General features: G+C 40.3%; 1 tRNA gene. It reads left to right on the top strand.

The features are described 5' to 3' along the window. Positions 1-212 precede the first annotated feature (212 nt). Positions 213-288, top strand: a tRNA-Ala gene (locus tag VJI93_RS08560). The last annotated feature ends 77 nt before the right edge of the window (positions 289-365 follow it).

The raw sequence follows: 365 nt of genomic DNA, 5'->3' as shown, positions 1-365 counted from the left end.
GAAGGTGCGGCTGGATCACCTCCTTTCTAAGGAGTACGAAGAACGACAGTTCAATTAAAATTCTTAGTTTTATCACTGTTTTTTGGTTCAATTTTTTTAATTTTAAACCAAAAGCTGTAAGGCTAACTAAAAGAGAATACCAAAATGATAGTATAAAAGAAAAAGGGGCACGCAAGACCCCCAAAAAATTATACTATCGCAAAAAACATTTTGGGGGTGTAGCTCAGTTGGGAGAGCACCTGCCTTGCAAGCAGGGGGTCAGGAGTTCGAATCTCCTCATCTCCACCAAGAAACCTGACAATTAAAGAGAAATATATTTCTGGTCAAGCGACCAAGGGCATAAGGTGAATGCCTTGGCACTGAGA

The sequence above is a fragment of the Parvimonas sp. M20 genome, from assembly GCF_035282425.1.
In the GTDB taxonomy this organism is placed as follows: Bacteria; Bacillota; Clostridia; order Tissierellales; family Peptoniphilaceae; genus Parvimonas.
This window is presented reverse-complemented; position numbering and strand designations above follow the sequence as displayed.